This window comes from Sphingobacterium composti, assembly GCF_009829075.1.
GTDB classification, from domain to species: domain Bacteria; phylum Bacteroidota; class Bacteroidia; order Sphingobacteriales; family Sphingobacteriaceae; genus Sphingobacterium; species Sphingobacterium composti.
In genome coordinates this window covers 47,551-72,530 of the sequence record NZ_WUQZ01000009.1, presented here as the reverse complement: position 1 = coordinate 72,530, position 24,980 = coordinate 47,551, and the positions used below count along the sequence as shown (strand labels likewise).

Below are 24,980 nucleotides of genomic sequence, written 5' to 3'. Positions count from 1 at the left end.
AATTGTGATGCACAAAGTAATTTGTTCATTTCTACTTTTAGGAACAATATATTCTGCCGAAGCGCAAGTAAAAAAGTCAGAAACGAAAAACCAAAATAAACAATCTCACGGACGGTATATTCAACAAATAGAAGGTACTTCATTGTCATTTTCGATGGAAGCAATTCCTGCTGGAGTATATACCCGTGGAGATAATAAATCTGTTAAAGCAGATGAAAAACCTGCTCATCAGGTCGAAATAGACGCATTTTGGATGGGTACGCATGAAGTGACTTGGGATCTTTTTCAGTCTTTCTTGTATAAGGATTATGAACAATCCAAGCAAAATGATGGAAATGTTCCTTCTGATGTAGATGCGGTAACTCGGCCTACAAAACCTTATTTAGATATGACTTTTGGCTTTGGTAAGGAAGGGTATCCAGCTTTGGCTATGACACATTATAATGCTATTCAATTCTGTAAATGGTTGTATGTGAGGACTGGAATTTTTTATAGATTACCAACTGAAGCAGAATGGGAATACGCTTGTCGTGCAGGCTCGAATGATGCTTATTTCTTTGGTAATGATGTGAGTAAATTAGCGGAATATGCATGGTACGAAAAGAATAGTGATCAAAAAACACATCAGGTAGGACAGAAAAAGCCTAATCCATATGGTCTTTATGATATTATTGGAAATGTTGCTGAGTGGACTTACGATCAATATCATGCAGATTCTTATAAACATTATGCTAATCTAAAGGTCAAAAATCCAGTAGTTAATCCAACTGAATTATATCCTCATGTGGTGCGTGGTGGAGCGTTTAATAGTGCTGAAATTGATTTACGTTCAGCAGCAAGAGGAGCTTCTGATCCAATTTGGAAGCAATTGGATCCGCAGATGCCAAAATCTAATTGGTGGTTTCCTGAAGCTCCATTTGTTGGAGTAAGGTTGGTAAGACCTGTTAATACGCCTTCTCACGAAGAAATATTAGCATATTATGATCAAGCTCCAATAGAAGACTATTAGAATAATCATTCCTAATCAATTATATAAACATGGAAAACATTAAAAGAAGAGATTTTATTAAAACTTCTGCTGTAATTTCAGGAGGTGTTGCTATAAATGCCTCGTCAATATCATCTGTATTCGCTTCAGGATCGGATGAAATCAAAGTAGCACTTATCGGCTGTGGTGGTCGTGGGACTGGAGCTGCAGCAGATGCTTTGAACTCTGGTCAGAATGTAAAACTTGTAGCTCTTGCTGATGTATTCAAAGATAATTTGGATAATGCGTTCAATAATTTATCAAAACGATACGCAGCAAAAATGGATATCCCTGATTCTCGCAAATATGTGGGATTTGATGCATATAAACATGCAATAAAGGATGCTGATGTTGTGTTATTAGTTACACCTCCAGGATTTAGACCTCAGCATTTTGAAGAGGCAGTTAAACAAGGTAAACACGTGTTTATGGAAAAATCAGTAGGTGTAGATATTCCAGGGATTCGTCGTGTGTTAGCTGCTGCAAAAATAGCAGAACAAAAGAAATTAAACGTAGTTGTTGGGTTGCAACGTCGTTTTCAGCAAAATTACCGAGAAGGAATTAAACGTGTTTTGGATGGAGCGATAGGTGATATTGTAGCAGGGCAAGTATATTGGAATAGTGGAGGGGTGTGGGTGAGACCTCGCAAACCTGGCCAAACTGAGATGGAGTATCAGATGCGTAATTGGTATTATTTCAATTGGTTATGTGGCGACCATATCGTAGAGCAACACGTTCATAACATTGATATTGCCAATTGGATAAAAGGTAAATATCCTGTTAGTATACAAGGAGTGGGATCTCGTGCGCATCGCGTAGGTAAAGAATATGGAGAGATTTATGATAATTTCTCTATCGAAATGACATATGATGATGGTACTGTGGTGAGCAGTCAATGTTGTCACTTTGAAGGTTCTCATAATAGAGTAGATGAAACTTTCCAGGGAACAAAGGGTAGAATCTATTTGTCAGCAGGTGGACGAGCGATTTTGTGGGATGCTAAAGGTAATGAAATTTATCGCCATGATCCTAAGGGGAACCCTAACCCTTATCAACATGAGCATGTTGAATTATTTGAAGCAGTTGCAAAAGGTGAATATAAATTTAATAATGCCGAATACGGGGCTTATAGTTCGCTAGCAGGTATCATTGGACGTATAGCATGTTATACAGGTAAAGTAATTAAATGGAATGATGCATTAAAATCAGAAATTGATTTAATGCCTACTACATATTCCTGGGATGCGAAACCAAAAATTTTGCCAGATGCAAATGGCGTTTATCCAGTTGCTGTTCCTGGAGTTAATACAAATTTATTCATCTAAATTCTTGAAATTTTTTATTCTTATATTATATATTCTATTAGGATATGTTGCGCAAGCGGCATATCCTAAATTAATTCAAGAGTATATGATTACAGGATTTGCTCAAGGAACTACATACACTATCAAATACTATGCTGAAAATGAATTAGTAGGAAAAGATGAAGTCGAAAATTTTTTTAAGGAAATTGATTATTCCTTGTCAATTTATGAACCTTCATCTAGAATAAATCATTTTAATTTACCTATTACTCGATCTATTAAATTGGATAAACATATGCTGAAGGTTGTGAAAGCAAGTTTGTACTATCATAATCTAACAAAGGGGTATTTCGATATTACTGTTTATCCGTTGTTAAAATTATGGGGATTTGGTCCAGAAGGTTTTCATAAAAATCCCAATCAGCAACAAGTGGATAGTGTACTTAATTTTGTGGGTGCAAAAAAAATGATCTTGAAAAGAAATAAACTGATTAAAAAGGATAAAAGACTTTCAATTGATTTGAATGGAATAGCTCAAGGCTACACGGTGGATGAATTAGGTGTGTTGCTAAATAATAAAGGCATATCATCTTATTTGATTGAAGTTGGCGGAGAAATAATTACCAAGGGACTGAAACCAAATGGTGAACCTTATAAGGTGGAGATCCAGCGTCCAAATACAACTCAATCAGCTTCATATAAAGTTTTGTTAAGAGATAAAGCAATCACTACTTCGGGAAATTATGAAAAATTTCGGATAGTGAATGCTGAGCGTTACTCTCATCATATCAATCCTTACATTGGAAAGCCGACTAGTAGTAAAACAATATCCGTAACCGTGCTTGCACAAACTGCAATGGATGCAGACGCATTAGATAATTATCTAATGTATTTAACTCCCGAGGATGCAATATCATTTATTGAGAAAATTCCGCATGCGGAAGCTTATTTAATATATTATGAAAATAATACATTAAAAGAATTGCAAAGCTCAGGTTTTAATAATTATATTTATAAACTATAAACCTATTAATATTATGAGAAGAACAGATTTTTTAAAAAAATCAGGTTTGTTATTGACCAGTACTTTCTTATCAAGCAAAATAATCGCGAAACCTATTTCTAATAAAATGCATGATATAAAATCACAACCGTTTAAATTAGATTATGCACCTCACCAAGGTATGTTTTCTGCTACAGCTGGCAAAAACTTCTTGGATGAAATTCAATACATGTACGATTTGGGGTTTCGTAGTATTGAAGATAACGGAATGCCTAATCGATCTACCGAAGAACAGAAAAAGATTGGTGACCTGCTTGCAAAACTTGGAATGCGAATGGGCGTATTTGTTGTTCCTAAAGGTGGAAATGGTCAAAATACATTAGCAGCCAATAAGCAAGAACATATTGATATATTTTTGAAAGGATGTCGTCAGTCTGTGGAGGTCGCAAAACGTGTGAATGCTAAATGGGTAACGGTAGTTCCGGGGGATTATGCACGACATTTGCCAATAGGTGTGCAGACAGCTAATGTAATCGATGCATTAAAAAGAGGGGCTGAAATTTTTGAACCTCATGGCATCACCATGGTGTTAGAACCTTTAAGCGATACACCCGATTTGTTTTTGCGATATACAGATCAGACATATGAAATATGTAAAGCTGTAGATAGTCCATCATGTAAGATATTGTATGATGCGTATCATCAACAAAAAAATGAAGGAAATTTAATTTCTTTAATGGATCAATGTTGGTCAGAAATTGCTTATATTCAAGTTGGAGATAATCCAGGGCGTAAGGAACCATATACTGGAGAGATTAATTATAAAAATGTATTCAAGTGGTTGCATAAAAAAGGATATAAAGGAATTATCGGTATGGAGCATGGTGTTTCACAATCAGGTAAAGCTGGAGAAGAAATATTAGTTTCTGCCTATAGAGAAGCAGACAATTTTTAAATCGTATTAAATCAATACATTACGTATGAATTCAATTATAAAAACAAAACTATCATTCATGATGTTTCTCGAATTTTTTATTTGGGGAGCGTGGTTCGTAACGTTAGGAACGTTCTTGAGCCAAAATTTAAAAGCTAATGATTTTGAAATTGCGAATGTATTCTCTACACAATCATTGGGTGCAATCATTGCACCATTTATTGTTGGGATGATAGCAGATAGATTTTTCAGTGCTGAGCGTGTATTAGCAATTTTGCATCTTGTAGGTGCATTTTTGTTGTATCAAATGTATCAAGCTACAGATATTGGTGGATTTTATCCTTATGTATTATCATATATGATATTATACATGCCGACATTAGCGTTAACGAGTTCAATCTCATTTAGACAATTAAAAAATCCTGAAAAAGAATTCTCTGCAATTCGTATTTGGGGTACAATAGGTTGGATTGTTGCCGGTCTGTCGATTAGTTATTTATTCAAATGGGATGCTGCAGCAGGTGAGGGGGCTTTAAAAAATACTTTTCTAATGGCAGCAATTGCTTCAGCAATATTAGGTGTTTTCTCTTTCATGTTACCTAGTACACCTCCTATTAAAGATGCTGAGGGCGAAAAACCGTCATTTTCAACTATAATTGGCTTAGATGCTATCAAATTATTAAAGGATAGAAATTTCTTTATATTTTTCATTTCTTCTGTACTAATTTGTATTCCATTAGCGTTTTACTATCAAAACGCAAATTTATTTCTTAGTGAAATAGGACTTGAAAATCCTACTGGAAAAATGACAATTGGTCAAATTTCTGAGGTTTTATTCTTGCTATTACTTCCTGTTTTCTTTTCGAAGTTTGGATTTAAGAAAACTATTTTGGTAGGTATGCTAGCTTGGGCAATTCGCTATTTGTTATTTGCTTATGGCAACGCAGGAGAATTGACGTTTATGTTGATTATGGGAATTGCACTACATGGTATTTGTTATGATTTCTTTTTTGTCTCAGGACAAATATATACAGATAGTAAAGCCGGTGAAAAGTACAAATCCGCTGCTCAAGGGCTTATTACATTAGCAACATATGGTGTCGGTCAGTTAATCGGTTTTTGGGTAGCTAGTTTTATTGGTGATAAGTATAAAGAGTTAAAAGGCACCGATTTAGCTACGTTTTGGGAGCAAACATGGATTGTACCGGCAGGTATTGCAATCGTTGTGATGATTATTTTCATGATTTTCTTCAAAGACGAAAAAGTAAAGACGCAAGAGTAAAAATATATAGGTATTAAAAATATAAAACAATGGTAGAGAATAATATTTATGATGCAATTGTGATTGGATCAGGAATTAGTGGAGGATGGGCTGCAAAGGAGTTAACCGAAAAAGGGTTAAAGACAATAATGCTGGAGAGAGGTCGTAATGTAGAGCATGTGAAAGATTATGTGTCAGCTACAAAAGATCCTTGGGAATTTCCACATGCAGGTGGTCGTACTCAAGAAATGATCCAAGATTATCCTGTCTTAAAAAGGGATTATCCTTTAAATGAGAAAAATCTTAGTTTTTGGGTGAACGAAAAAGAAAGCCCTTATACAGAAGAAAAGCGTTTCGACTGGTATCGTGGCTACCATGTTGGTGGTAGATCATTGATGTGGGGACGTCAATCATACCGACTAGGAGATTTGGATTTTGAAGCAAATTTGAAAGATGGACATGGTGCAGATTGGCCTATCCGTTATAAAGATATTGCTCCTTGGTATTCTTATGCGGAAAAATTTGCTGGAATTTCAGGTAATAGAGATGGAGTTCCAAGTTTACCGGATGGTGATTATATGCCTGCAATGCCAATGAACATTGTGGAGAAGGACTTGGCAGCTCGCTTACGTACAATGTATGAAGGTAAGCGTTACTTTATCATGGGTAGAACAGCAAATATTACTGTTCCACACAATGGTCGTGCAAATTGTCAATATCAAAATAGATGTTGGGAAGGTTGTAATTTTGGTGCCTATTTCAGTACACAATCTGCGACGCTTCCTGTAGCTATGAAAACGGGTAATTTAACTCTACGTCCCTACTCAATAGTTACAAAAATTATTTATGATAAAGATACGAAGAAAGCTAAAGGTGTAGAAATTGTAGATGCAGAGACAAACCAAACATATGAGTTCTATGCAAAAGTAATTTTTGTATGTGCATCAGCACTTAATTCAACATGGGTATTGATGAATTCTGCAACAGATGTTTGGGAAGGTGGATTAGGAAGTAGCAGTGGAGAATTAGGACACAACCTAATGGATCATCATTTCCGTTGTGGTGCTGGAGGTCGTGTAGAAGGCTATTTGGATAAGGCCGTTTATGGTCGTCGTGCAAATGGTTTATATGTCCCTCGATTTGTAAACATTGATGGCGATAGTAAAAAACGTGATTATGTAAGAGGTTTCGGCTATCAAGGAAGTGCAAGTCGCGGACGAGCTTGGCGTTCGGAGGAAGAAAAATTTGTTGGAGGTAACTTTAAAGATGCTATCTGCGAATACGGAGATTGGAATATTGGTTTTGGTGCTTTCGGGGAGATACTTCCTTACCATGACAATTACATAAAATTAGATAAAGATAAAAAGGATAAATGGGGATTGCCAGTCTTATCATTCCATGCTGAAATCAAAGAAAATGAAATCAAGATGCGTCATGATATGCAACATGAGATGAAAGAAATGTTGGAAAACCTTGGTGTAAAAGATGTATACACGTATGATAATGTATACGGATTTGGTCAGGGTATTCATGAGATGGGTACAGCACGTATGGGGCGTGATCCTAAATCATCAGTACTAAACGGCAATAACCAAGTTTGGGATGCTTTGAATGTATTTGTTACAGATGGAGCAGCAATGCCATCTGGAGGTTGTGTGAATCCTTCACTAACGTATATGGCATTGACAGCTAGAGCTGTAGATTTTGCTGTTAGTGAATTGAAAAAGGGTAACCTATAATTAAATCTAACAATATCTAAATAATGGAAAACAAAACTAGAAGAGATTTTATCAAAACAGCAGCTGTAGCAGCTGCAGGTATAACAATAGTTCCTAGACATGTATTAGGCGGTACAGGATTTAGAGCGCCGAGTGATATGTTGCAAGTGGCATCAATTGGAGTCGGCGGTATGGGTGGATCTGATGTTAATAATATTTACGGCAGCGGTAAAGCGAATATTGCTTTTTTATGTGATGTTGATAAAGCCAGAGCTAAAGGAACTGTAGAGAAGTTTCCGAAAGCAAAGTTCTATACAGACTTTAGAGAGATGCTAGATAAAGAGCACAAAAATATTGATGGAGTCTCTGTGTCTACACCAGATCACAATCACGCAATTCAAGCTTTAGCTGCGATGGAATTAGGCAAACACGTGTATGTGCAGAAACCATTAGCTCATGACGTATGGGAAGCTCGTGCTTTGACTCATGCTGCTAAGCGCTATAAAGTCGTTACTCAAATGGGTAATCAAGGTTCTTCCGGTGATGGAGTTCGACAAATGCGTGAGTGGGTTGATGCTGGAATGATCGGTGATTTAGTTGAAATCTATGCATGGACAGACAGACCTGTATGGCCACAAGGAATACAATGGCCTAGTCAAAAGGCTAGAGTACCATCGACATTAGATTGGGATAAATGGTTAGGTACAGCACCTTATACAGAGTATTTTGATAAATTAGTTCCTTTCAATTGGCGCGGCTGGTGGCCATATGGTACTGGTGCATTAGGTGATATGGGATGTCACAATTTAGAGGCACCTTTTAGTATCTATGGTTTGCAGTATGTGAAGGATGTACAAGCGAGCGTTGGATCTGTTTACGTAGATGAATTCAAACGTGGATATTTCCCTGAGTCTTGTCCACCATCAAGTTCGGTTACAATGACTTTCCCTAAAACGGCTAAGACAAAGGGTGATGTAAAAGTACACTGGATGGATGGCGGAATTCAACCTCCTAGACCTGAAGAGTTAGGTCCTGATGAAATCTTTGGTGATGGTGGTAATGGTATTTTAATAATAGGTACAAAAGGTAAAATGTTAGCAGACACCTATGCTGCTAAACCTCGTTTGTTACCAACTACCAAAACTTATAAGGCTGTTAAGGAAAAATATGCAAGAGTTCCAAAGGGAGCCAATGGTCACTGGGCGCAATGGGTAGAAGGTTGCATTGCAGGTTATGGCAATATGGAAATGTCATCTCCTTTTGAGATTGCAGGACCGTTGACAGAAGCATTATTAATGGCGAATTTAGCTATTCGCGGTGTTGATTTAAAAGTGGGTGACAAATACCCTGGAAGAAGTAAGAAATTGGTTTGGGATAATGATAATATGCGTGTTACAAATTTCGACGAAGTAAATCAATTTGTAAAACGTACATATCGCCCAGGCTGGGAAGTTAACTATACATTTTAACAAATAAAAAGATGAATAGAAGAGAAGCATTACAACGCGTAGCTATGATCCTTGGTGGATCTATCGTGGGTGCTAACTTATTTTTAGAAGGCTGTACACAACCAGCTACTAAAACGGTAGAGGCGTTATTTGATAGCAAGATGATAGATAGATTGGGTGATTTAGCGGACGCTATTTTGCCACCTACCTCTACTCCTGGAGCCAAGGAAGCAGGAGTAGGCAATTTCATCGCAGTATATGTGAGGGATTGTTATACAGAAAAGCAACAAAAGGCTATTGTAGATGGTTTAGCAACATTAGATAAAACTAGTAAGGATGTGAAGGGCAAAGATTTTGCAAGCTTGACTCTAGATGAAAGAACTGAGGTTGCAGAAAAATTATACAAAGAAGCTGAAGAATATAACGGTAAACGTTGGGAGCGAATCAAAGACGAGGTGGATAAAAACACTACAAGACAAAATGAGCTTGTAAAACCTGATGTAGATTATGAGCCTGAACATTGGTTTCATTTGTTTAGACAAATGACGTTAACAGGTTATTTCAATTCTGAGCTAGGGTTAACAAAAGCTTTACGCTATGTGAAAATTCCTGGTAAATACGATGGAAATTATCCATACAAAAAAGGAGATCGCGCATTTGCATAATCATGAAAGAAGGGTGAGACTATAAAGTTCTCGCCCTTTTTGATTTTAACTATTATTTACATGCAATTCCAAATCCTAATTAGGGTATTAGTAGGGCATATACCACTTTAAATCCACATTTGATGTGGATTTTTCATTTTTTACCATTAAACATCAATGATATTTTATTATATCACTTTTATGATTTTAAAATTATTTGGTATAATAATGAACCATACTTGTTTTTAATTGTATTATATTGTACTAATTAATATTAAATAATAAGGCAATATGAAAACCAAATTTTTAAATTTCGCAAAGTCCTTCATGGCAGTAGCAGTGATAGGCGTTTCAACTTTTCAGGTGTCTTGCTCTGATAATGACGAAGATGTGGTAGGTATAAACAAGAGCATAGTAGATGTTGTGGTAGAATCTCCTAGTTTTTCGACTTTAGAATCAGCTCTCATTAAGGCAAATTTAACATCGACACTAAATGGAAACGGTTCGTTCACAGTCTTTGCTCCTGATAATGAATCTTTCGAGGCTTCTGGTGTGACAGCAAGTGTTTTACAGAGTCTTTCTGTAGACAAAGTAAAAGACATATTACTGTACCATACACTTAGTTCTCGTGTCAATTCGGCAAGTATTGAAACAGGTGTAAATATGCAAGTAAAAACAGCTAGCGGTAAAGATGTATTTGTTACAAAAAATAGTAATGGTGTCTTTGTAAACGGATGGAAGGTTAAGCAAGCTGATGTGATGGCTAATAATGGTATTGTTCATACCATTGAAAGAGTTTTAATGCCCCCAGCAGGAAATTTGGTAGAAGTCACTCAAGGCAATTCAGACTTAACGTATTTGGTTGCTGCGGTATTAAGAGCGAGTGAAGGTTCAACCAATGTTGCACAGACTTTGAGTGGGGGTGGACCATTGACTGTGTTCGCTCCGACTAATGCCGCATTTATTGAAGCAGGATTTCCTACTATCGCTTCCATAAATGCGGCTGACCCTAATACATTAGCAAGTATTTTAACTTACCATGTATTATCAGCTCGTGCATTTTCATCAGATTTGACAAATGGACAGACATTAACAACGTTGAATGGAGAAACTTTAGCAGTTGCTTTAGGAGCAAATGCTACTTTAAAAGGTAAAAGTAACACCAGTGCATCCACAATCACTGGGATGAATATAATGGCTACTAATGGTGTAGTACACATTATCAATAAAGTACTATTACCATAATTAGTGGTTTTTCATAATTTATAATAGTGCTTCAAGGCGACTGATTAATAGTCGCCTTGTTTGTTGCATAGCATGATAATAGTGTTCAAGTATTAGAATAATTTTAAGATTGAATATCCCAAAAAAGTCGCTAATAATCCAATTGTAATACTCGTTAGAATATAAATTAATGCAAACACCAAATGACCATCACGCATAAGAATAAATGTTTCATTAGAAAATGCAGAATACGTAGTAAATCCCCCTAATACCCCAGTGGCAAGAAATAATTGGAATTCTTTAGAAATATCACCCTTGGCAGCCAATGCAAATACTAAACCAATAGCAAAGGATCCTATTATATTTACGATAAATGTACTCATTGGAAACAAGGACTCCGTCTTTATGTGTATAATTTGGGATAATAAATATCTGCATATTCCACCTATAAAGCTGCCTAATCCAATTGCTAACAGTATTTTCATATTTATTGTAGTTTTTATTCCCGTATTAATTTGACAAATATATTTAAACCTATTTGTCAATTTTAAGTTATTTTATGAATATACATTATTTAATTAGGATGCTAGTTAATCTTATTTTTAGCCTTGTACATATGGAGGTGGTAATCAGTGAAGGGTAATCTTTCGCCCTGATTGTTGATCAGGAAATATTCATTGTCTTTCATCACATAACAATAACCTAAAATAGTCATAGGTGAAGCCTTTTGATAAATTGGTTCGATTACTATGTTTCCAAAAAAATCAAAATAACCAAACTTTCCATTTCTTTCAAAAGGTTCTATACCTCCTGTAAAATAGAATAATTGTTGCTTTTCGCCTTTCTTTTCAGGAGACATGTCTATCAAACCATCATCTAATATTAGGTTATAATTGTAGTTAATTGGCTTTTCGAATACATCAATCAAAATAGAATTGCCTGTGTAGGCAAGTTCTACGTTTCGTCGTCCCACGTTCCTATTTTGGAGAATGACGTTCTCTGGTAAATTATATCTACTCGGGTTTATTTTATTTCCTTTTTCATCATAATGAATTAATTTTCCATTACTTTTTAGATCTTCGCTATATCCGTATTGATTCATGGCCTGTGGAATTGGGTCACCAAGTACATTTCTGACAACATCATGTATCAGCGGAATTATCACTTTTCCTTTTCCGTTAATAAAACCTGTTTTGTTGTTTTTCATTGCAAAAATTAATGTATTATTCGGCGATTGATACAGTACATCGAATTCAAAGTCAGTTAATAAGTTTCCATTTGATCCAACAATCGCCATTTTACCAGCGGAATTTTCGACTATAAAACTTTCATCAAAATTCACCTTTGCATTGTAATGAAATTTTGAAGAACTCTGATATTTCATATTTTCCAAATCAAAAATAGATCGATATCCATCTTTGTTTTTGATTTTATCTACATAATAACTCGAAGGATTATTCAAATTATCATAATGCATAAAATGTGGTCCATCTAATCTAGGCTGATTCGTGGCTTCAAAAATAATTTTTTTGGTATCTGCATTTCCGACTTTGAAGTTTCCATTGGTTTCGGCTGTATAATAGTATGGATGAATTAAGGAACTGTAAAACAAATAATCATGAGTAAATGGTATGATCTCCTCTCCATCACCACGTAGCAACCCATATTTATTGTAACCGTTTATTTTTTTGTATGCACTATATATTCTTTTTCCATTGGGACCTTCATAAAAACTAAATGGATCAGCTTTATTATGTTCATAATATTGAGGTTGAACAATTATTTTTTTATTTTGATCCATTATGCCCCATCCATTGTCAGTATTGAATACTAAAAATTGTATGCTTGAATTAGGATCTGTATAATTCTTAGAAATATCTTTTTTCGACTTAAAAGCGTCAGCCCATATTTGCTTAAAATTAGCATCGTGCAGCCACCACGTGTTATCCTTTTTAAGAAGTACCATGTTTTCAGGTAAATCATTTGTATGTATATCATCTGTGTATCCACTGAAGATCAAATTATTGTTCAAATCCCAAAATTCATCAAAGGCTTTTCGTATTTCTTGTCCATTTTCGTTTACGGTAATGATGTTTTTAGTAAACAAATATTTATTAAATCTGGTCCCAATTAGGTTATATTTTGGTTCAATAATCCATTTTTTGTTTAATACATCCCATAATCCTCGTTTTTTATTTTCATCAATAACCGTAAGCCATCTTTTGTCTTTAAATCCAGCAAAATTGTAATAAGTACTTTTGCTTTTTGGAATTATGATGTGTTGTGCGTGATCAATTACAGCGTGCTCATTATCTGAGTAAGTAACTTTATAGTAATGTTCATTCAGGTATTCTACTAATTTGACATTTTCAATTTTCAGTAAATCACCATTCATCAAATGTTTTACCCATTTTTGCCCATCATAACCTTGTGTCAATCCATCTGAGTCACTGTATAATACTTTATATTGAAAGGGAACTATGACCTTACCGTATTTATCAATCATACCATATAAATTGTTTTTTACGGCTATTTTATATTGATTTTCTACAGTCGCAGCAGGGTGAATGTAATCAAATTCAAAAGGACAGATCAAAATGCCTTTATCATTAAAAATGCCGTACTTGTTGCCTTTCCTCGCAACATAATTTCCGTACATATCCGCAGATAGAAATTGATTGTATTCTATTGGCACTATCAACTTATCGTGTGGATCTGTCAATCCCCATTTCCCATTTTTCAAAACTCTGTGAAAATGTCCTACAGGATTCACCCAATCATAATTAGCAAATTTTTTAGTATCATATTCATCTGTACCATAATTGCTATATGACCAACTAAATTGCGCATAACTATGTAGAAAATTAAATAGTATAACTATACTTAAAATTGATTTTTTCATAAATTAAGTTAATTCAAGGTGCTAATCTTTACAGATTGAGTAAGTTAATTTAAGTTAAGTAATTGGATTTAATAAATCTCCTTTAATGAAGGATGTTAGTTATCTTATTAGATAAATTAAAGTTATAAAACTTTAATCATAAAAATAAAAATTATGTTATTAAAAGGTATTCTTAGTTATGAAAACCTTCTCAAACAAATGTTGTAGTCTTTATTAGAGGATTATTTAATATTTTTGGTTTTTTTTTGAAAAAAATTAAATTAATTGAGGTGATGAGTATCTTTTGTTTTGTTAACAATTAATGGTTTTGTAGATAATATAATTTTCTGAATTAGGATTGAAATGACGATAATTATTACTATTTCTAAATAGGAAAGAATACTTCTAGTATTGGTCATTCCCAAAACTTCATCTAATTTTTCTTTGCCTTCTTCTACCTGAATAGAGGATAATACCTTAAGTATCTTTTCAGCTTCCAAACTAGCACTTAGTGCCTCTGCAGTGTTATTTGATTGGATAGAATTTTTTATTTGAATTGAATAAGCTGTGAATTTTTTAAAATTTACTTTTTCAGTTTCTGTGAGATAAGTTTTGTCGTATTCAATGTTTATTGAATCAATTTCAGCAAGTAAGCTATTAAGTTTATTCGGTGATTCCCTATTTCCTGATTTTAAAAGTTGGGTTATTTCTTCAAAATGATTCGAGAGCTGTAGAATATAATTACCCACTACGACTCTATCCTCGTAAATGGAAGTTACTGTTTCATTGAGTCGTTTGATCATCATTCTCTCTTGTATATTTGTAAGTAGAATCAAACAAAGAACAGAGAAAACTAATGTAGTCGTTTTGATTTTATTTTGAGCTGTAAACCCAAGACTTTTAAATAACATTCTTGTTTATATAGCGGTCATCGAAATTGAAATTTTAATTTACTGATAATTTATGATTAATAGGAAATTTTTATTAAAATATGTCTAATTGATACGCAGCATACCTCTGAAGCCTCTGACACCATAGTATGAATCTGCCCCATTATGGTATATGAAAACTCTACCAAATCTTTTATCTCCGAATAATGCGCCACCACGTGAGCGTATATCTTTAGGCGTTTTAATCCAACTAGATGTTTTTAAATCAAATTCATCTAATTTTTGCAAAGCAAAATATTCATTTTCGTCCAGCATATCTATGCCTATCTCTGCCGCCATATTGATTGCAGAATCATCTGGTTTGTATTGTTTTCTAGATTCTAACGCTTCATGATCATAACAAATGCTACGTCGTCCTTTAGGTGTTTCTTTAGAACAATCGACAAAGATAATATTCGAAGTGCTTTCGCTTAATTGTACTACATCCGGTTCACCACCAGTTTCTTCCATTTTAAACAGTACTTCAAAAATTTTTGAATTCTTATTTAATTTATCTACTACAGTGTCCCATGAGATATCCGGATGGCGCTGGATATTTTTTAAAAATCTTTTCTCGAGAATAGAAAGAAGTTCTGTTTGTTGTTTTTTTGTTAATATCATGATTTATAAAGTGTTAGTAGTGGGTTGTTTGGTGCCGATTAAACCAGTAGCACATCCGAAAAAATAGCTTTTATATTTTACATGTAAACCATTTTCTTCGAAAATTAGTTTAGCTTTATTGCAATTTTTAAACTTTTCGGTATAAACCCAAAGCAATTTGTAATCTGAAGGATTGCCTAAAAATAGACTCCCTAAAACTGGTATTATCTTAGATAAATAAAGCTTATAAAAGAAACATAAAATTTTATTTGGAGGCATTGATATTTCAATAAAAGAGAACTTACCATCTTTTTTTAATGCATTAAAAACTCTCTTAGCTAACTGTTGTAATTGTTCCTCATCGAATGTTTTCAATCCAAAAGCACAAGTGATAATATCATATTTTCCTTCATGCAATTCATTAGCTAAAATGTCTTGCTGAAGAATCAAAAAACGGTTATTCAGCTTCTTATGATTTTTTTTACTGCTCGATTGAATCATACTTTCCGAAAAATCAAGTGCTACAAATTTACCGTTTGGAAATTTTTTAAGTAATATTGACCAATTTTCGCCCAGTCCTGATAGCAAATCTAACACTTGTACTGGTTGATCAGAAGTTTTTATTGTATCAATAAACTGGTGTCGCCAGATAAGTGAAAATCCCAGAGAGGTAATATAATTCATGCGTTCATAAGATGCTGACATTCTATTGAACAATTTCTTAACAAATGCTGGATCGTAAATGTTCAACATGTATTCTTATTCACTTTTATAGGATAGCACTTTGTTTATTAGTAATTCACCCGTGTCTTTATTATAAATGTATTGATTTTTTGAAAAAGTAGTTGGAGATTGTTGCTCCAAAATAAATGTTTCCTCTTCCTCTGGTAAAAACAATTCATAACCCGTACTATCGTCATTGGGAACTACAAAAGCACTTATAATAGCTTGCGTTGAATCTACTTGTATTGGATTTAAACGTACTCCAACCGAAAATACCTGTATACAATCATTTTTAATCTGTGACCAAGTTTGCCCAGCAGATGTAAGACAACCATGTTTGTCTTTAAGACCACCTATCGACGGTGTTTCTAGATTGGCAGAATCAATTTTGGTATTTTGGTTTTGAGAATTTTGTTGGCAACTTGCAAATAAAAAGGCAAGAATCGCAGGTAAAATAACTTTCCTCATAATTAGTTTATTTATCTATGTAAAGAAAGTTATTTTGATTGAATTTTTTGATGTTTAATTGATATTTATTTCAAAAAAGATAACAACAGCGATATCCATCCAACAATCATAAATAGCCCTCCAAGTGGAGTGATAGGTCCTAAGAATTTTAAATTCTTTTTCCAATATTCAGCAAAGGATAAGAAGTAAATGCTAAATGAGAATAGGATATTACCAGCAGTAATTCCATATACAGCTAATCGTTCATAGTAAATATCAAAATCCAATTGAAAGCCTAATATTAACAAAGCTAAAGCTGAATACATTTGGTAACGGATGCCGACTTCAAATGAAGCGAGTTTTTCGGCTGAAAGTATTTTCTTAAAAGCGTGAGCGCCGAAAGCGCCTAAGATAATAGAGCTACTACCGAATAATGTTGCGATGACAAGTGTGGTTGTATTCATTGTTTAATTTAATTTTTTCTCCAACGTATTAATGTCGACTAAACCCGATTTCGACCAAATTTTTTTACCGTTTTTGAATACTAATAACTGAGGAATACTTGTGATTCCCAATTGTTTTAATAAGGTTTTATTTTCATCTGCATCAATCTTGATAACCTTCACTTTATCTTTATAGTTCTCGGCAATTTTGTCAATAATTGGTGCCATTTCTCTACAAGGGGCGCACCAGTCGGCAGAAAAGTTAATCAATACTTTTGGATGACTTCGCGTTAGCGATTTGTAATCATCAAAGCTGAGGCTAGCTGATTTATTATTCAAAGATACTATGGGCAAATTAGCAGCTTCCCATTTCATCATTCCACCGTCGATTTCAAAAACTTCATAACCTTGCTCCACCAAATATTGAGCAGCTTTACTCGATCGACCTCCTGATAAGCAGTAAACATAGACTGGATTATTTTTGTCTAGATTCGTATTGGTTGCTTTTTCAAAGTTGTCTCGGTCATTCCAATTTATATTAATAGAATTTTTCAAATGCCCTTTACTAAATTCCTCCGCTGTTCGAACGTCCAACACTTGAACTTTTGATTTATCAATTATTTTGAAGGCTTCTGTATTTGATAGTTTAGTTTGTCCGAATGATAATAGAACTAATAGAAAACTAATGCCTGTAAATATAAATTTCATAAGTGTTGATAAATATTAATATATAAAGAGGTGCAGGAAGCACCTCTTTATTAAATTCCCATTTCTTTTAGAATGAATTGCGCGTTATCGATTTTGTCAGCAATCCACAATACATAGCGGATGTCGACTCCAATTGAGCGACTATAACTTTCATTCCAAGCGAAATCATTAATTGTTGCATCGTACGAACGGTCAAAATTCACACCGATCAATTCGCCATACGCATTCATAATTGGCGATCCCGAATTACCTCCTGTAGTATCCATGTTATACAAGATATTTACTGGTACATCGTTAGTGCCTTTGCGTGTGTACGGTCCAAAGTTTTTGGCTAACCATGCATCTTTGATGGGTTGTGGATAGGCGAATTCTGGATCACCAGAATTGCCTTTCTCAATAAGACCTTTTACAGTTGTAAACGGTGCCATGTAAGTTGCATCAGCAGGACTATATCCCTTTATGTTTCCGAATGTCAATCGTAGTGTTGAGTTTGCGTCAGGAATAAAGTTTTTTGATTGAAACACTTCTTTCACTGCAACATAATCACCCATAAGACGATTTAAAACACCTTCACGACGTCTTAGTTCTTCTCTGAAGATTTCAAGCTCTGCGCCTAGTTCTTTTTGAAGATTTAAAATGTCATCTGAATAGTCTACTAATGTATTTGCATCTTTCAAAACCGCAGAATATAAACTTTCTTTGGAATTTAATTTACATTGATCTATTGCATTTTGAATGAATGATGAAGACTCATCAGCAGTCACGAAATTTCTATTTTGAATCGTTTGGATTCGATGCTTATCAGTCAAATTTAAAGCATCAGAAAACATACGTGCTGCAATATTTTTGTCCGCAGTAATATTGTAACTTTCATATACTGCGTCCAATTGTTTTTTTACGTTTTCAATATTTAGATCGAATATCTTCTGGCGATCAGAAGCCGAAGATTGCTTCGAAATCGCATTTTTGAAAGAATTAATAGTATTCGCTATATGAAGAGTACGTATACCCGAATACATATTATTAAACCACAATTCGCGCAAAGCGTCCGAAAACACCAAATTATAGTGTTGGTCAATATCCTGCATTAGTGAGCCGTATTTCGATTTTAATTCTGGTTTAGAATTAATAAAATTAGCCAATTCTTGATCTTCTTTTTGCTTCGTAGCAATCAAGTCAATATTGCGCAATCCTTTTAATTTACCGCGGTAATTTTTCATGACATTTGCATTGCGTTTGATGCGCGTAGCTAGTGCCAATTCAGTTGCTTTATCATTTTTCCCCGCCATCGTCATTTGCTGATTTTGAAAATCATATAATTCTGATGTAAAAGGCAATAAAAACTGCTGCTGATATTCAATAAATTGAGCAGGTCTATGTCTGAAAGTGCGTCCTGGATAGCCTAAAATAAAGACAAAATCATTTTCTTCAACACCCTTGGAATTAACCTTTAAATGTTTTTTAGGTTGGTAAGGAACGTTATCTTTTGAATATTTCGCAGGTTTTCCATCAGGAGAAACATAAGCTCTTAAAAAGGAAAAATCTCCGGTATGTCTTGGCCAAACCCAATTATCTGTTTCGCCACCGAATTCTCCAATATCTTGACGAGGAATATACACCAAACGTACATCTTCGATGGTTTTATAACGGAATAAAACGTATGATTTACCGATAAACATTTCAGATACTTCCGCCTTAATGCTTGGATCTTTAGCTTCGGCTTCTTTCGCAATTTGTTCACGCAATTTTGTGATTGTATTAATACGCTCTATGGGGTCTGAAATATTAGCAACAGCATTCAAAATACGTACAGATACATCCTCATACGAATCAGTAATTCGGATAGTCAAACCTTTGGCTTCAATTTCTTGTTCTTGAGAGCTCGCAACAAATCCATTTTCTAAATAGTTTGCTGCTGGTGTAGAAGCTAATTGCACCGCACTAAAAGCACAGTGATGATTTGTGATAATTAGACCATTTGGTGAAACAAAAGATCCTGAACAACCTGACACCTGGACTAATGCATCCACTAAACCAATTTGTCCAGGGTTATAAATATCTTTCTCACTAATTTTTAGTCCTGCCTTTTTCAATCCTGCACGGCTTAATTCGCTCAATGGAAACATTCCTTCATCTGGAATGGAAGCGCTAAACATGGAAGCTGAACCCAAAAGAAGGGCAGTTAATACTGCTGACTTAAGATTTAATTTCATATTAAAATGTATTTCCTCAAAAATACTAAATCTTTTATAAAGACAGTTGATTTCATAATTGACGAAAAAGGTTTTAGAATGTGTTTTGTTTATAACTTTCTTATCTTTGTATAAGAAAAATTTATAGAATGACATTAGTTCAGCTCGAATATATAGTTGCTGTAGACACCTATAGAAGTTTTGTCGCCGCAGCGGAAAAGTGTTTTGTTACTCAACCGACTTTGAGTATGCAAATACAAAAGTTAGAAGAATCACTTGGGGTTAAAATTTTTGACCGTAGTAGACAGCCTGTCATTCCTACCGAGGTAGGAATGAAAATTATCGAGCAAGCACGTATTGTATTGATGGAAAGCAAAAAAATCAATGAAATTTTGCAAGAGAAAAAAGGGGAGTTGGAAGGTGAATTGCGTGTTGGTGTAATTCCTACAGTTGCGCCTTATCTGCTGCCTGATGTTATCACTGCATTTTTAAAAAAATATCCAAAAGTAAAGCTTCAGATCTGGGAATATACAACAGAGCGCATTGTGCACGAACTAAAACAGGGATTGTTGGATTGCGGTATTCTTTCTACACCACTTACAGACAGTAATATTGTAGAGACACCGATTTTCTACGAGACTTTTGTAGCTTATGTATCCGAAAAAAGCAACTTATATCAAAAGAAAGTGTTAAGTACTGACGATATTGGTGAAGAAAAATTGTGGCTGCTCAATGAAGGTCATTGTATGCGTGGACAAGTACTGAATATTTGTAATTATAAACATAACTATGCATTAGAAGGTACTTTTGAATATAATACGGGTTCAGTAGAGACTTTGAAGCGTATGGTAGATATCAATTCGGGCATTACTATTCTACCAGAGATGAGTATTATCAATTATAACGAAGACGAATTAGCCCATGTACGTTATTTCAAAGCTCCTGAGCCGGTTCGAGAAATTTCAGTAGTCACAACGCAGAACTTTGTGAAGAAGCAAGCGGTTAATACATTAATCAAAGAGATTTTGGAAATAGTTCCAGATCGATTCAAATCGAAAAAGAAAAAAGAGGTGATGGGATTTGATCTTTAAAACTTGTAGAGTATGAATAGCTTTTCAGCGAAATTAGAGCAATTGAATAAATGGCGGATGCAACGGGTTTCGAATAGGAACTTTATTATCATTTTAGCTTTCTTGGTAGGAATAGTGGGAGGAGTAGCGGCGTCATTATTGAAAGGAATGACGCACTCTATCGCATCATTTCTGCAAGATGATATTGATTGGCAATACAAATATTCACTGTATCTAATCTTTCCGCTCATTGGTATTTTATTATCTGTATTGTATCTACGCAAATTTTTACGTGGTAAGAAGTTTGAACATGGTATTACTCCAATAATATATGCTATCTCACGCAAATCAAGTCGAATAGAACCCCACAATGTGTATTCTCAAATTATTACTTCAGCGTTGACAGTTGGATTTGGTGGTTCTTCGGGTTTGGAAGCACCGATTGCGCATAGTGGTGCAGCGATAGGTTCAAATATTGGTCGTTTCTTTGGGTTGAGTTATAAGGAAGTGACGATGCTATTAGCTTGTGGAGCTTCCGCTGGTATTTCTGGCGCATTTAATAGCCCATTAGCAGGGATGATTTTTTCGATAGAAATTCTTTTGACTGAGTTTTCTATTCCTGTGCTAATTCCTTTATTGATAGCTTCGGCATTAGCAGCTGTAGTTTCTAAGATACTTTATGATGAGCCGTTATTTTATACTTCTGTAACTGATTGGGACGTTAATGCGTTATTGTTTTATATTCTGTTGGCAACTATTGTGGGGATTTATACCATTTATTTTTCTAAACTGAGTCATGTCATCAAAACATGGTTTAGTCAAATTAATAACCCTTATATGCGCGTGTGGGTGAGCGGTGTCTCTTTAGGGGTCTTGATTTTTATATTCCCAGCTCTTTATGGCGAAGGATATTTGACAATTCAGCAGATTTTGGATGGGCATTTTAATGCAATTGTAAAGAATAGTCTTTTCTCAGATTTTCGAGATATTGGATGGGTCATTGTATGTTATACGACACTAACACTTTTTGCGAAATCATTAGCGGCGTTAGTAACGGTGAATAGTGGTGGAAACGGTGGGGTTTTTGGACCAAGTTTGGTGATGGGTGGATTACTAGGATTTGCATTTGCTTATGGTATAAATCTAACTGGAATAATTGAGTTGAATGTTCCAAATTTTGTAATGGCAGGGATGGCAGGAGCATTAAGCGGAATTATGCATGCGCCTTTGACGGGGGTGTTTCTGATAGCAGAAGTGACAGGAAGTTATGTATTGATGGTTCCTTTGATGATCGTTACATCAATTTCTTATTTAATAAATCGAAATGGTATGAAACATTCGATTTATACCAAAGGTTTAGCTGAATCGGGTGATTTGATTTCATATGAAGATAAAGACAGAAGTGTGTTAAGTATGATGAAGCTTCGCTATATAATCGAAACTAACTTTGTGGTCTTACGTCCTGATGAAAATCCTAATCTACGTAAAACTGACATAATACATTCCAAACGTAATATTTTCCCTATTGTGGAATCTGATGGAAAATTTTTGGGGATTATATATAGCGAACGTTTATTTTCAATATTACTGGGAGAGGAGGAAGGTTCAAATAGGAATTTCGCAACGCTAGCTCAAAAGCCGAATGATATCATTCGTGTTGATGAGAATATGGATGGCGTAATGAAAAAAATGAATCGTGAGGATGTATGGATATTACCAGTTATTGACAAGAATGGAAATTATTTAGGATTTATCTCCAAATCGGCAGTATTTAATAAATACAGAGCTTTGTTGATGAGGCAAGGTTCGTATTTAGAATAAGAATAATGGCTCTTATCCTCTAAGAGCCATTATTTTTGAAACATATTTTCCGACAATATCAAATTCTAAATTTACTGTTGTGCCTATATCCACATGTTTTAAATTGGTATGTTCTATAGTGTAAGGAATGATGGCTACTGAAAATCGATCTATTTGCGAATTCACAACAGTAAGACTAATACCATTTACTGTTATAGAGCCTTTCTCTACCGTAATATTCTTTAATGATGGATCGTATTGAAATGTAAATAGCCAACTCCCATTCTGATCGTTACGCTCAATACATACTGCAGTTTGATCCACATGACCTTGTACTATATGTCCATCAAAGCGACCATTCGCTTGGGTACAACGTTCCAAATTCACTACGTCACCAACTTGCAAATGACCAAGATTAGTCTTTTGTAAAGTCTCATCAATAGCTGTTACTACGTGAATGTTTTTATTAACTTCTACGACTGTAAGACAAACGCCATTATGAGATACGCTTTGATCTATCTTTAAGTCATTTGAAATAGAAGATTCGATTGCAAAGTGAATGTTGGTGTGGTCTTGTTGTATATTTTTTACAATACCTAATGTCTCTATTATACCTGTGAACATGTTAGTTTCCCTTTTTACAAAAATAAGCAAAGATTCTCAGATAAAACACTAGATACTAATGAAGCAGATTTTTGGTTATTTTAATAGATAATTATTGTACCACTCACTCCTAATATGTTATTTATCTTTTTTATTGCGACAATCTTCTATAGTATACTATATTTCTATCGAAAAAACGTGCAATCAATTAATAATCCATTAAAGTATATGGTAATAAATTAATCCAAAACATTCTAATGAATCATTAGTGATAAATAGAGTATAGTTTTTTTAAGACTCTTTTGATAGGATATGTTTGTGTAAGTTACTGGTAATAAGTGTTTTTGTATTTTGTTTTGGTGTCTGTTTTTTGATTTGTGGTTTAATAAAAAAATAAAATAAAAAAAAGTGTAAAAAACATTTGCGTAAGTGTAATAAGTACACTATCTTTGGTGTATCATAATTTAGGTTTATAATTGGTTATCGAAGGTTTTCATTCTCCCCGTTTGAAAACCTTTTTTTTATTCATTTTTATATGATTGATAACCAGAATGTTAATAAACCATTAGTTAAATAAATAATATTTTTTGTAGTAAGTATTTGGAACTTAATAAATTATTTTATTACCTTTGCTTAGGTTTAGGTTGATTTACCTCGTAAGAGGTTTTTTAAGCCTAAGAATTCGCTCGAATTTCTTAGGCTTTTTCTTTTTTAAGAAAATTAAGAGGATTTTTCATTTCGAGGGATCCTCTTTTTTATTATTTATTGATAATTGTAAATAGAATTACACAATATATTTCTCCCCTCTAAAATTATGATTCTTAATCAAGGTAAGTATGTATTTTATTCTTAATAATCTATAGCTAAAAAATGGTTCAGCGCGGATTCAAAAGTATCGCACTATTAAATATACCCAGACTATTTTAAGTAACTAAATTCGGGCATAAAATCCCTGTGAATTTTCAATTTTTTCTTAGTTGGTAGCAAAATCTGACGTTTTACAGTTTTTATTAATACGGTATACAGCTAAAATTTGATTTTTCACTGTATAGTTTACAATATGAAGTTGTACAAAAAATGTATCTTATTTTATACATGTTTTGTTAAATATGTTTATCTATTTCGTAAAGAATTTGTACAAAGTGTCACCCTGATATACACTTTAAATACAACTTGTTTTTTCATATAAGTATTTGATAATTATGTACATATATTAGTGGAAGTTAATATTTGCACATTTTTATAGACATATACCATGAATAAAAAACATCTCCTAATCGTACTATATATACTGACTTTTTGCTCGTGTGCGCAGCGAAGAAATTTGGTTTATTTCAGTACATTAAATAACCAAGAAACAGAATTATTATTACAAGACAAAGCAGTAGTAATACAACAAAATGATTTGCTACGGATCAATATAAATAGTTTGAGTCCGGAATCTAATTCTCTATTTGCAGTTACGCGTCAAGGTGCTGGCTTGTCATCCGTAGAGCCGACAGGATATCGAGTTGGTAATGATGGTATGGTTGTTCTCCCGGTAATTGGAAGTTTTAAAGTGGAAGGTATGACGGTGCCGCAATCTCAAGAAGCATTGATCAAAGAATTGGCAAAATATGTAAAAGAACCAATAGTAGAGGTTCAGTTAACAAATTTTAAGGTGACTGTAATTGGCGAGGTAAATAGGCCATCAAGTTTCACAGTTCCTAGTGACCACATTAACTTATTAGAAGCTCTAGGATTAGCAGGTGATATGACTGTATACGGCAAGCGTGAGAATGTGCTAATTATTCGCGAAGAAAAAGGTAAAAGAATAATGAAAAGGATAGATCTGAATGATAAAGACATTTTGAATGATCCATTTTTCAATCTAAAACAAAACGATATTGTATATGTCGAGCCTGATAAGGCAAAAGCAGTAGAGTATAGCCAGAGTACTCGAATTATGCCTGTGGTGATCGCCTCCATATCAGCTGTAGCAGTACTAATTTCAGCAATTTTAAGAACTAGATAATCAAATA

General features: G+C 34.2%; 22 protein-coding genes. 12 read left to right on the top strand and 10 right to left on the bottom strand.

Annotated features, from left to right (window positions below; translation table 11 throughout):
- The first annotated feature begins 7 nt into the window (after window positions 1–7).
- The 9 genes from GOQ17_RS08280 (at window position 8) to GOQ17_RS08240 (ending at window position 10,584) form a co-directional block, all read left to right on the top strand.
- The gene (locus GOQ17_RS08280; protein ID WP_159636855.1) at window positions 8–1,009 is read left to right on the top strand and encodes a formylglycine-generating enzyme family protein; all 1,002 of its coding nucleotides are present in this window, start codon (window positions 8–10) and stop codon (window positions 1,007–1,009) included.
- Window positions 1,010–1,038: 29 nt separating this feature from the next.
- Window positions 1,039–2,352 carry a Gfo/Idh/MocA family protein gene (locus GOQ17_RS08275; RefSeq protein ID WP_159636854.1) on the top strand — a complete coding sequence of 438 codons (1,314 nt, stop codon included), beginning with the start codon at window positions 1,039–1,041 and terminating at the stop codon, window positions 2,350–2,352.
- A gap of 4 nt (window positions 2,353–2,356) precedes the next feature.
- Window positions 2,357–3,355: an FAD:protein FMN transferase gene (locus GOQ17_RS08270; protein ID WP_159636853.1), complete on the top strand. Its 999-nt coding sequence runs from the start codon at window positions 2,357–2,359 to the stop codon at window positions 3,353–3,355.
- 13 nt (window positions 3,356–3,368) lie between these two features.
- Window positions 3,369–4,289 (top strand): hydroxypyruvate isomerase family protein, encoded by a 921-nt coding sequence (locus tag GOQ17_RS08265; RefSeq protein ID WP_159636852.1) that lies wholly within the window; start codon window positions 3,369–3,371, stop codon window positions 4,287–4,289.
- Between the two features lie 25 nt (window positions 4,290–4,314).
- Window positions 4,315–5,550 (top strand): nucleoside permease, encoded by a 1,236-nt coding sequence (locus tag GOQ17_RS08260; protein WP_159636850.1) that lies wholly within the window; start codon window positions 4,315–4,317, stop codon window positions 5,548–5,550.
- A gap of 29 nt (window positions 5,551–5,579) precedes the next feature.
- Entirely contained in the window at window positions 5,580–7,268 is a 1,689-nt protein-coding gene (locus GOQ17_RS08255) for a GMC oxidoreductase (protein ID WP_159636849.1), read from the top strand.
- A gap of 23 nt (window positions 7,269–7,291) precedes the next feature.
- Window positions 7,292–8,716, top strand: coding sequence for a Gfo/Idh/MocA family protein (locus GOQ17_RS08250; protein WP_159636848.1), 1,425 nt, complete (start codon window positions 7,292–7,294; stop codon window positions 8,714–8,716).
- Window positions 8,717–8,727: 11 nt separating this feature from the next.
- The gene (locus tag GOQ17_RS08245) at window positions 8,728–9,360 is read left to right on the top strand and encodes a gluconate 2-dehydrogenase subunit 3 family protein (RefSeq protein ID WP_159636847.1); all 633 of its coding nucleotides are present in this window, start codon (window positions 8,728–8,730) and stop codon (window positions 9,358–9,360) included.
- A gap of 270 nt (window positions 9,361–9,630) precedes the next feature.
- Window positions 9,631–10,584, top strand: a complete 954-nt coding sequence (locus GOQ17_RS08240; RefSeq protein WP_159636846.1) for a fasciclin domain-containing protein — start codon at window positions 9,631–9,633, stop codon at window positions 10,582–10,584.
- Window positions 10,585–10,676: 92 nt separating this feature from the next.
- Here the strand turns inward: GOQ17_RS08240 and crcB are convergent, their stop codons facing one another.
- The 9 genes from crcB to GOQ17_RS08195 all read right to left on the bottom strand — a co-directional run bounded on the left by crcB (window position 10,677) and on the right by GOQ17_RS08195 (window position 19,507).
- Window positions 10,677–11,048, bottom strand: a complete 372-nt coding sequence (gene crcB / locus GOQ17_RS08235; RefSeq protein ID WP_159636845.1) for a fluoride efflux transporter CrcB — start codon at window positions 11,046–11,048, stop codon at window positions 10,677–10,679.
- A gap of 101 nt (window positions 11,049–11,149) precedes the next feature.
- Complete coding sequence (locus tag GOQ17_RS08230) at window positions 11,150–13,465, bottom strand: WG repeat-containing protein (protein ID WP_159636844.1); 2,316 nt, start codon at window positions 13,463–13,465, stop codon at window positions 11,150–11,152.
- A gap of 260 nt (window positions 13,466–13,725) precedes the next feature.
- Window positions 13,726–14,355 (bottom strand): MCP four helix bundle domain-containing protein, encoded by a 630-nt coding sequence (locus tag GOQ17_RS08225; RefSeq protein WP_159636843.1) that lies wholly within the window; start codon window positions 14,353–14,355, stop codon window positions 13,726–13,728.
- An 84-nt stretch (window positions 14,356–14,439) separates the two neighbouring features.
- Window positions 14,440–14,994 (bottom strand): DUF4256 domain-containing protein, encoded by a 555-nt coding sequence (locus GOQ17_RS08220; RefSeq protein WP_159636842.1) that lies wholly within the window; start codon window positions 14,992–14,994, stop codon window positions 14,440–14,442.
- Window positions 14,995–14,997: 3 nt separating this feature from the next.
- Window positions 14,998–15,726 carry a class I SAM-dependent methyltransferase gene (locus GOQ17_RS08215; protein ID WP_159636841.1) on the bottom strand — a complete coding sequence of 243 codons (729 nt, stop codon included), beginning with the start codon at window positions 15,724–15,726 and terminating at the stop codon, window positions 14,998–15,000.
- A 6-nt stretch (window positions 15,727–15,732) separates the two neighbouring features.
- Window positions 15,733–16,164, bottom strand: a complete 432-nt coding sequence (locus GOQ17_RS08210; RefSeq protein ID WP_159636840.1) for a hypothetical protein — start codon at window positions 16,162–16,164, stop codon at window positions 15,733–15,735.
- A gap of 65 nt (window positions 16,165–16,229) precedes the next feature.
- Complete coding sequence (locus tag GOQ17_RS08205; RefSeq protein ID WP_159636839.1) at window positions 16,230–16,607, bottom strand: DUF423 domain-containing protein; 378 nt, start codon at window positions 16,605–16,607, stop codon at window positions 16,230–16,232.
- A 3-nt stretch (window positions 16,608–16,610) separates the two neighbouring features.
- Window positions 16,611–17,294, bottom strand: a complete 684-nt coding sequence (locus GOQ17_RS08200; protein ID WP_159636838.1) for a thioredoxin domain-containing protein — start codon at window positions 17,292–17,294, stop codon at window positions 16,611–16,613.
- A 50-nt stretch (window positions 17,295–17,344) separates the two neighbouring features.
- Complete coding sequence (locus tag GOQ17_RS08195) at window positions 17,345–19,507, bottom strand: S46 family peptidase (RefSeq protein ID WP_159636837.1); 2,163 nt, start codon at window positions 19,505–19,507, stop codon at window positions 17,345–17,347.
- A 128-nt stretch (window positions 19,508–19,635) separates the two neighbouring features.
- On the opposite strand from GOQ17_RS08195, the gene GOQ17_RS08190 reads away from it, so the two are divergent.
- The gene (locus GOQ17_RS08190; protein ID WP_159636836.1) at window positions 19,636–20,577 is read left to right on the top strand and encodes a hydrogen peroxide-inducible genes activator; all 942 of its coding nucleotides are present in this window, start codon (window positions 19,636–19,638) and stop codon (window positions 20,575–20,577) included.
- Window positions 20,578–20,589: 12 nt separating this feature from the next.
- Window positions 20,590–22,377: a chloride channel protein gene (locus GOQ17_RS08185; protein WP_159636835.1), complete on the top strand. Its 1,788-nt coding sequence runs from the start codon at window positions 20,590–20,592 to the stop codon at window positions 22,375–22,377.
- Window positions 22,378–22,389: 12 nt separating this feature from the next.
- On the opposite strand, the gene GOQ17_RS08180 is transcribed toward GOQ17_RS08185, so the two are convergent.
- On the bottom strand, window positions 22,390–22,980 hold the full coding sequence (locus GOQ17_RS08180) for a riboflavin synthase (RefSeq protein ID WP_159636833.1): 591 nt from the start codon (window positions 22,978–22,980) through the stop codon (window positions 22,390–22,392).
- Between the two features lie 1,234 nt (window positions 22,981–24,214).
- On the opposite strand from GOQ17_RS08180, the gene GOQ17_RS08175 reads away from it, so the two are divergent.
- Complete coding sequence (locus tag GOQ17_RS08175) at window positions 24,215–24,973, top strand: polysaccharide biosynthesis/export family protein (protein ID WP_159636832.1); 759 nt, start codon at window positions 24,215–24,217, stop codon at window positions 24,971–24,973.
- Window positions 24,974–24,980: the final 7 nt, after the last annotated feature.